At 43.4% G+C, this 643-nt stretch carries 1 protein-coding gene and 1 tRNA gene (1 of these 2 running past the window's edge); both read right to left on the minus strand.

Annotated elements, in window-relative coordinates; all coding sequences use genetic code 11:
• Positions 1-26, minus strand: a tRNA-Asn gene (locus A596_RS23340) (it extends 134 nt beyond the left edge of the window).
• A gap of 141 nt (positions 27-167) precedes the next feature.
• Positions 168-449, minus strand: a complete 282-nt coding sequence (ppnP, locus tag A596_RS07760) for a pyrimidine/purine nucleoside phosphorylase (protein ID WP_039913546.1) — start codon at positions 447-449, stop codon at positions 168-170.
• Between the last annotated feature and the right edge of the window lie 194 nt (positions 450-643).

Here is a 643-nt window from a genome sequence, read left to right on the forward strand (position 1 = left end):
ATTGTTATCTCTTGCGAGAAGGCGCGCATAATAACGATGCACTTTCTGTTGGTCAACGCTTTTGCCAATCTTCTATCAAAAAATGGAATAAGAAAAACAAAAAAGGCGCTTTTGCGCCCTTTTTGATTAGCTATTGTGCGACTAAAAAAGTTAGCGCAGCTGAAACCTTATTCGTATTTGCACAGATAAGAGGTTTCAACATCTGCAGCCACTTTGAAGCGCTGGTTGGCTTCAACGATAAACGTTTCACCGGCGGCGAAGGTTTGCGCTTTATCACTGCCAGGCAATACAACAGTAAGGCTACCGGTTACTACAGTCATGTATTCTTTTTGGCTGGTACCGAATTCGTATTCACCTTTTGCCATAACGCCAACAGTAGCGGGCAGGGTTTCAGTTTGGAAGGCGATGGATTTAACTGCGCCACCGAAATATTCATTCACTTTAAACATGGGAAACTCCATTAAAAAGAGGGATTCATTAAATAACCTGTGTACAACAACTATGTGTACAGCAATCTCGCGGTTCGACGGTTGAAAATGTATCGCGCACAAAAAAGGCCGCATTACTATGCGGCCTTTTTCATTTAATTCTGGCTCCGCCTGCTGGACTCGAACCAGCGACCCAATGATTAACAGTCATTTGC

The organism is Cellvibrio mixtus subsp. mixtus J3-8 (genome assembly GCF_000766945.1).
Taxonomy (GTDB): Bacteria; Pseudomonadota; Gammaproteobacteria; order Pseudomonadales; family Cellvibrionaceae; genus Cellvibrio; species Cellvibrio mixtus_A.